This window comes from Streptomyces sp. NPDC056361 (assembly GCF_042262805.1).
Classification (GTDB): Bacteria; Actinomycetota; Actinomycetes; order Streptomycetales; family Streptomycetaceae; genus Streptomyces.
Genome location: NZ_JBHJQI010000244.1, coordinates 1 through 6,907, shown reverse-complemented (window position 1 = coordinate 6,907; position 6,907 = coordinate 1). Strand labels below are relative to the sequence as shown.

The following is a 6,907-nucleotide window of genomic DNA, read 5'->3' as shown; positions in this document are numbered from 1 at the left end:
GGGCCGGGAGCGGCGCCGGGGCCCTCGTGCGCGTGCGGGCGTGACTGCGGGTCGGTCGGTGGAGCCGGGTCAGACGCCCGGCGCGGCGACCTCCACGCCGTGCTCGGCGGCCAGGCGGTGCAGGTCGTCCAGCTCCGCCTGCTCGACGTCCGCCAGGTAGTCGTCGCCCGTCTCACGAGCTCGCGTGAGGTCCGTCTGCGTGGTCCTGATGCGGTGCAGCAGTCCTGCGGTGAAAGCGTCCATCGTGCGCCCCCTCGTCGTGGGTCCGGTGGCACGGGGGTGTGCCGAGGGTGGGTGGATCACACACTGCGACCCCTGGGGGACAGGGAGCGTCAGGTGGCGCGCCACATACAGGGCGTGATCACGGGGTGTGCAGTCGTCCTCCCCAGCCCCTTCCTCACAGAAACCTCAACTGGCCCGTGAATCAGGTGAATTCTTCGCGCCCCGCCGCGCGCCCCCCGCTCACCACCCACCCGCCCCCGGCCCCCGCACCCCCGCCTTACAGCCGGTTTACGCGCGTACGGGGCAGGATGGACACGCACAGTCAGTGCGTGGAATCCAGCCGGTCCCCACCCCGGACAGCGGCTCGACGGGAAGGAAGAACGACGTGCGCGTACTCGTCGTCGAGGACGAGCAGCTGCTCGCCGATGCGGTGGCCACCGGACTGCGCCGGGAGGCCATGGCAGTCGACGTCGTGTACGACGGCGCCGCGGCCCTGGAGCGGGTCGGCGTCAACGACTACGACGTCGTCGTCCTCGACCGCGACCTCCCGCTCGTCCACGGCGACGACGTCTGCCGCAAGATCGTCGAGCTGGGCATGCCCACCCGCGTCCTGATGCTCACCGCCTCCGGCGACGTCAGCGACCGCGTGGAGGGCCTGGAGCTCGGCGCGGACGACTACCTCCCCAAGCCCTTCGCCTTCACCGAGCTCACCGCGCGCGTGCGCGCCCTCGGCCGGCGGACGACCGTGCCGCTCCCGCCCGTCCTGGAGCGCGCCGGCATCAAGCTCGACCCGAACCGCCGCGAGGTCTTCCGCGAGGGCGAGGAGGTCCAGCTCGCGCCCAAGGAGTTCGCCGTCCTGGAGGTCCTCATGCGCAGCGAGGGCGCCGTCGTCTCGGCCGAGCAGCTCCTGGAGAAGGCCTGGGACGAGAACACCGACCCCTTCACCAACGTGGTGCGCGTCACCGTCATGACCCTGCGCCGCAAGCTCGGCGAGCCGCCGGTCATCGTCACCGTGCCCGGCTCCGGGTACCGGATCTGACCTGATGGCCACCACACCGGCGCCGCACCCCCAGGCGCCACCGAAACCGACCTGGGACCCCCGGGACCCGGTCCGGCCGCTGCTGCGCCCGACCATCCGGATACGGCTCACGCTGCTGTACGGCGGGATGTTCCTCATCGCGGGCATCCTGCTGCTGTCGATCATCTACCTCTTCACGGCGCAGGCGCTCGGCGACAGCGCGGCCCAGCTGCCGTTCAAGATCGTCAAGGGCGAGGTGCAGCCGACCACGTCCTGGTGCCAGCTGCCCAACACGGGCACCGGCGAGCAGTTCAACGACGCCGTCTCGGTCTGCCTGCGGCACCAGAGCGACCTGGCCCTCGACGACCTCCTGCGCCGCTCCCTGTTCGCCCTGCTCGGCCTGAGCATCATCGCCTTCGCCTTCGGCTACGCCATGGCGGGACGGGTGCTCTCGCCGCTCGGCCGGATCACCCGCACCGCCCGCCAGGTGGCCGGCTCCGACCTCGCCCGGCGGATCGAGCTGGACGGCCCCGACGACGAGCTCAAGGAGCTCGCCGACACCTTCGACGAGATGCTGGAGCGCCTGGAGCGGGCCTTCACCGCGCAGCAGCGGTTCGTCGCCAACGCCTCGCACGAACTGCGGACCCCGCTCGCGATCAACCGCACCCTGCTGGAGATCCACGTCTCGGACCCCGAGGCGCCCCTGGCGCTCCAGCAGCTGGGCAAGACGCTGCTCGCCACCAACGAGCGCAGCGAGCAGCTCGTCGAGGGCCTGCTGCTGCTCGCCCGGAGCGACAACCAGATCATCGAGCGCAAGGCCGTCGACCTCGCCGAGGTCGCCTCCCGGGCGATCGACCAGACGCACGCCGAGGCCGCCGCCAAGGGCGTGGACATCCGGCGCGAGCTGGGTCCCGCGGTCGTCCAGGGCAACGGCGTCCTGCTGGAGCGGATCGCGCTGAACCTCCTCCAGAACGCCGTGCGGTACAACGTGCCGGACGACGGCTGGGTGGAGGTCACGACCGAGACCGAGCACGGCCAGGCGGTCCTGGTCATCTCGAACACGGGGCCGGTCGTTCCCGCGTACGAGATCGACAACCTCTTCGAGCCGTTCCGCAGGCTCCGCCAGGAGCGGACCGGCAGCGACAAGGGCGTCGGTCTCGGCCTGTCGATCGCCAGATCCGTGGCCCGTGCCCACGGCGGCCGTATCATCGCGGAGCCCCGCGAGGGCGGAGGTCTCGTGATGCGCGTCACTCTGCCGATCTGACACACTGCACGAGCCGACCGGTTCTGTTCGCTTTGCGCGGAATTCCGTGGCCCTGATTCTGAGACGCTCATGTGTGATCGATCACAGGAGAGGGTGTCCGGACCTCCACTCTCCGTGACCGAGAAATCCCTCGGAAAACCAGGAAAAGTCCGGGTTTCCGGGGCCCGGAATGACGGGAAGTACACGGGGTGGCGCCTGTGTGGGGCGCCCGGAGGACCGTGTACGGTCCGGTTCGCCACCCGAAGCCGATCACTCGCGAGACCGCGCGACGGGTGTCGATTGAGTAACAGACCTTGATGTGAGGCAAAATCTCCGCCTCAGGTCGGGCACAAGTCCGACCTCTCACGCGTTACGTGCGCTGGAGACACCGCAACCACCCAGAGGGGGAGAGCGACATGGCAACGGATTACGACACCCCACGCAAGACCGACGACGACGTCGACTCGGACAGCCTTGAGGAACTGAAGGCCCGCCGGAACGACAAGTCGACCTCGACCGTCGACGTCGACGAGTTCGAGGCCGCCGAAGGCCTGGAGCTTCCCGGCGCCGACCTCTCGAACGAGGAGCTGGCCGTCCGGGTCCTGCCCAAGCAGGCCGATGAGTTCACCTGCATGAGCTGCTTCCTCGTGCACCACCGCAGCCAGCTGGCCAGGGAGAAGAACGGCCAGCCGATCTGCCGCGACTGCGACTGAGGTCGCACGGCGTGGCAGGCGACACACCGTCCCGGAAGCGACGTCTGCGGCTCCCTCGGAGCCCGGAGACGCACAAGGGCGGCTCAGGCCCGGCAGAGGGTGCCCAGGAGGCTCCCGAAGCCGTGCAGACCGCATTCCTGCCCTCCCTCGACGCACGTGACGACGAGCGAGGCCTCGCGGCCTCGCTCGAGGCGGCGGCCGAGCTCGACCCGGCACTGCCGGCGGAGCGGGAGGCGGGACGGACCGGCGGGCACGACGTGGCGCGGCAGGACGGACGCCTCGGCGCCGTCAAGCGCCTCGCCGACCCCGCGCGGGCCCGGCTCGACAAGATCAGGATCGACTCCGAACGGATCGACGCCGTCCGACGCGGCGTCGCACAGGGCGTGCGACGCGGCGGCGACAGCGCCAAGGCCGGCATCGGCTACCTCGCCGACCGGCTGATCGACCTCGCCCCGCGGATCCCCGTCCGGGACCTGGCGACCCTGCGCAGGCAGTTCCCAGGACTCGACCCGGAACGGCTCGCGGACAAACTCGTCACGGGCGCCGCGAACGCGAGCTCCACCGTGGGCGCGGGCATCGGCGCCGCGGCCATGCTCCCGGTCCCCCCGGCCATGCCGGCCGAACTGGCGGCCGAGATCACCGGCGTCGCCGCCGTGGAACTCAAGCTCATCGCCGAGCTGCACGAGGTCTACGGACTGCGGCCCCCCGGCCGGCTCACCCAGCGCTCGGCGGCCTACCTGGCGTCCTGGGCCGAGGAGCGGGGCATCGACCCCACCAAGCCCACCACCGTCAACGCGGCCCTCGGCGGCCAACTCAAGCGCGAGCTGCGCCAGCAGATCATGAAACGCATGGTGCGCAACCTGCCGAACCTGATGCCCTTCATGGTCGGCGCCGCCGTCGGAGCGGTCATGAACCGCCGCGACACCAAGAAGCTCGCCACCCGCATCCGCAAGGACCTGCGCGCCCGCCAGATCCCCTGGGACGCCCTCCGCGACCTGCCTCCCCTGGACCAGCCCGAGAACCCCAAGGAACTGGGCTTCTAGGCCCCCGGCGGCGACGCAGGGCACCGAGGGAGCGGTCGGCAGCGGCACCGGCCCCAGTGACGACACAGGGGCCCCGAAGGGCCCCTGGGGTCGAGACGCCGCCGGCCGTCAGCCCTCGGCGCCGGACCGTTCGGCCTCCAGGGCCGCGATCAGCTCCTCCGGCTCGCGGCTGGACAGGTACACGTACGGCGTCGGGTCCGCCGGGTCCGCCACCTCGACCCGTACCGCCCCGGGCACGTAGCTGCGCATCAGCATGAAGGCGCGAGGGTCGGCCTTGTGGGTGCGCCAGGCGCGCGCCTCCTCCGCGTCGAGCGCCTCGGCCGCCCCGAGCGCCGCGACCGGGATCCGGGCGTCGCCCGCCACCAGCGAACCGGCCACCACCCGGATCCGGGCGGAGCCGTACGAGGAGACGCCCATCCCGGCGAGGACCGCCGCCACGATCAGGCCGCCCAGCATCGGGACCGTACCCAGCGGGAACATGATCAGGCCGCCGGAGAGACCGATCAGACCCGCGATCAGCCACCACGAGCGGGGCGCCGTCAGCCGCTCGTCGAAGCGCGGCGCGGCGGAGGGTGCGGGGGAGGGGGCCGGGGACGGTGCGGAAGGCTGCATGCGTCCAAGCTTGGCACGGCGCGACCGGCGCCCATCCGCGCGGGTAAGGTCTGCGCCTGTGACTGCAACATCTGCCGCCCTCACCCCGCCGGCCGACGCCATACCGCCGGTACGCCACCCCGACGCGCCGGCCCCCGGCGAGCTGCTCGGTGCGCACTACGAGTACTGCTTCGGGTGCGGCGGCGGGCAGCCCCACGGCCTGCACCTGGAGGCGCGGGCGGGCGAGGGCGTGACCGTCACCGCCGAGTTCACGGTGACCCCCGACCACCAGGGCGCCCCTGGCCTCGCGCACGGCGGCGTGCTCGCCACCGCGCTCGACGAGACCCTCGGCTCCCTGAACTGGCTGCTGCGGGTCATCGCCGTGACCGGACGCCTGGAGACCGACTTCGTCCGGCCCGTCCCCGTCGGCACCGTGCTCCACCTGGAGGCCGCGGTCACCGCCGTGCACGGCCGCAAGATCTTCTCGACCGCGGTCGGCCGGATCGGCGGGCCCGAGGGCCCCGTCGCCGTCCGTGCCGACGCCCTCTTCGTCGAGGTCAAGGTCGACCACTTCATCGACAACGGCCGCCCGGAGGAGATCCAGGCCGCCATGTCCGACCCCGACCAGGTCCGGCGCGCCCGCGCCTTCGAGGTGAACCCCTGATGCGCAACCCTGTCGACGTACTGATCCGCCGCGTGGACCCTGAGGTGCCGATCCCGGCCTACGGGCACCCCGGCGACGCCGGGGCGGACCTGGTGACCACCGAGGCCGCCGAGCTCGCCCCCGGCGAGCGCGCCGTGCTGCCCACCGGGGTCTCCATCGCCCTGCCGGACGGGTACGCGGCCTTCGTGCACCCGCGCTCCGGTCTCGCGGCCCGCTGCGGAGTGGCGCTGGTGAATGCCCCGGGGACGGTGGATGCCGGGTACCGTGGAGAGATCAAGGTGATCGTGGTCAATCTCGACCCGCGCGAGACCGTGCGGTTCGAACGATTCGACAGGATCGCCCAACTTGTCGTCCAACAGGTCGAGAAGGTGCGCTTCCACGAGGTGGCGGAACTTCCCGGCTCGGCGCGGGCCGAGGGGGGCTTCGGGTCCACCGGCGGTCATGCCGCCGTGGACGGCACTACGGGTGGGAATCGATACGCTTCGGTCGTATCCGACCGGGAAGGACAGTGACGTGTTCGGACGTCGCAAGAAGAGCGGTGCCGCCGAGGACGCGGCGGGCGAGGCCGAGCAGGTCGTCGACGCGGTGGACGGCGAGGACGCGGACGACGCGGCCCCGCGCCGTGTGAACCTTCCGCCGGCGCCCCGGCCCGACGGGCCCTGGGACATCTCCGAGGTGGCCAAGCCCGACGAGGGCCGCGTGGACCTCGGTGGCGTGTTCGTGCCCGGAGTCGAGGGCATGGAGCTGCGGGTGGAGGTGGCCGGTGACGCGATCGTCGCCGCCACCGTCGTGCTGCGCGACAGCGCCGTACAGCTGCAGGCCTTCGCCGCCCCCAAGAACGAGGGCATCTGGGGCGAGGTCCGCGACGAGATCGCCACGGGCATCGTCCAGCAGGGCGGTGTCATCGACGAGGTCGAGGGCCCCCTGGGCTGGGAACTGCGGGCCCAGGTGCCCGTACAGCTGCCGGACGGCAACCGCGGTGTGCAGATGGTCCGCTTCGTCGGCGTCGACGGGCCCCGCTGGTTCCTGCGCGGAGTGATCTCCGGGCAGGGCGCCGTGCAGCCCGAGGCCGCCGGACTCCTGGAGCAGATCGTCCGGGACACCGTCGTCGTCCGCGGCGACGGCCCGATGGCCCCGCGCGACCCGATCGTGCTCAAGCTGCCGAACGACGCGCAGATGGTGCCGGACGGCGTGCAGCAGGAGGAGCAGGAGAACTCCCGCTTCTCCGGCGGCATGGGACAGCTCCAGCGCGGCCCGGAGATCTCCGAGCTCCGCTGATCACCCTCGTTTCGACCGGCGGAGTTCCCCTGACTCCGCCGGGCACGCACGTTTCGACCGGCGGAGTCCACCCCGACCCCGCCGGGCACCCCTTGCTCCGCCCGGTGGGCCGCTTCCCGTACGTCTTCGTACGGG

The 6,907-nt window shown here is 71.9% G+C and carries 9 protein-coding genes; 7 read left to right on the top strand and 2 right to left on the bottom strand.

The window, feature by feature from the left end; all coding sequences use genetic code 11:
• Positions 1-69: 69 nt before the first annotated feature.
• Complete coding sequence (locus tag ACFCY7_RS39105) at positions 70-243, bottom strand: hypothetical protein (protein WP_017237673.1); 174 nt, start codon at positions 241-243, stop codon at positions 70-72.
• Positions 244-607: 364 nt separating this feature from the next.
• Here ACFCY7_RS39105 and ACFCY7_RS39100 point away from each other — a divergent pair, with 364 nt between their 5' ends.
• From ACFCY7_RS39100 to ACFCY7_RS39085, 4 genes are all read left to right on the top strand, one after another.
• Positions 608-1,261, top strand: a complete 654-nt coding sequence (locus ACFCY7_RS39100) for a response regulator transcription factor (protein WP_376490846.1) — start codon at positions 608-610, stop codon at positions 1,259-1,261.
• Positions 1,262-1,265: 4 nt separating this feature from the next.
• Positions 1,266-2,504 (top strand): sensor histidine kinase, encoded by a 1,239-nt coding sequence (locus tag ACFCY7_RS39095; protein WP_376490845.1) that lies wholly within the window; start codon positions 1,266-1,268, stop codon positions 2,502-2,504.
• A 395-nt stretch (positions 2,505-2,899) separates the two neighbouring features.
• Positions 2,900-3,196 carry a DUF4193 domain-containing protein gene (locus tag ACFCY7_RS39090; RefSeq protein ID WP_003955561.1) on the top strand — a complete coding sequence of 99 codons (297 nt, stop codon included), beginning with the start codon at positions 2,900-2,902 and terminating at the stop codon, positions 3,194-3,196.
• Positions 3,197-3,207: 11 nt separating this feature from the next.
• Entirely contained in the window at positions 3,208-4,239 is a 1,032-nt protein-coding gene (locus tag ACFCY7_RS39085) for a hypothetical protein (RefSeq protein ID WP_376490844.1), read from the top strand.
• A 108-nt stretch (positions 4,240-4,347) separates the two neighbouring features.
• Here ACFCY7_RS39085 and ACFCY7_RS39080 read toward each other — a convergent pair whose 3' ends face one another.
• Positions 4,348-4,851 carry a DUF3093 domain-containing protein gene (locus tag ACFCY7_RS39080; protein WP_376490843.1) on the bottom strand — a complete coding sequence of 168 codons (504 nt, stop codon included), beginning with the start codon at positions 4,849-4,851 and terminating at the stop codon, positions 4,348-4,350.
• A 58-nt stretch (positions 4,852-4,909) separates the two neighbouring features.
• On the opposite strand from ACFCY7_RS39080, the gene ACFCY7_RS39075 reads away from it, so the two are divergent.
• The 3 genes from ACFCY7_RS39075 to ACFCY7_RS39065 are packed head-to-tail and all read left to right on the top strand — an operon-like array spanning position 4,910 to position 6,772.
• Complete coding sequence (locus ACFCY7_RS39075) at positions 4,910-5,494, top strand: PaaI family thioesterase (RefSeq protein ID WP_367824398.1); 585 nt, start codon at positions 4,910-4,912, stop codon at positions 5,492-5,494.
• The gene (gene dut / locus ACFCY7_RS39070; protein WP_366305517.1) at positions 5,494-6,006 is read left to right on the top strand and encodes a dUTP diphosphatase; all 513 of its coding nucleotides are present in this window, start codon (positions 5,494-5,496) and stop codon (positions 6,004-6,006) included. The genes ACFCY7_RS39075 and dut overlap by 1 nt, the downstream gene beginning before the upstream one ends.
• A gap of 1 nt (position 6,007) precedes the next feature.
• A complete protein-coding gene (locus ACFCY7_RS39065) occupies positions 6,008-6,772 on the top strand; it encodes a DUF3710 domain-containing protein (protein WP_376490842.1) in 765 nt (254 codons plus the stop codon).
• The last annotated feature ends 135 nt before the right edge of the window (positions 6,773-6,907 follow it).

Coding starts and splice junctions, on each gene's coding strand:
- ACFCY7_RS39105 (WP_017237673.1), bottom strand. CDS start 243: ATGGACGCTTTCACCGCAGGACTGCTGCACCGCATCAGGACCACGCAG.
- ACFCY7_RS39095 (WP_376490845.1), top strand. CDS start 1,266: ATGGCCACCACACCGGCGCCGCACCCCCAGGCGCCACCGAAACCGACC.
- ACFCY7_RS39090 (WP_003955561.1), top strand. CDS start 2,900: ATGGCAACGGATTACGACACCCCACGCAAGACCGACGACGACGTCGAC.
- ACFCY7_RS39080 (WP_376490843.1), bottom strand. CDS start 4,851: ATGCAGCCTTCCGCACCGTCCCCGGCCCCCTCCCCCGCACCCTCCGCC.
- dut (WP_366305517.1), top strand. CDS start 5,494: ATGCGCAACCCTGTCGACGTACTGATCCGCCGCGTGGACCCTGAGGTG.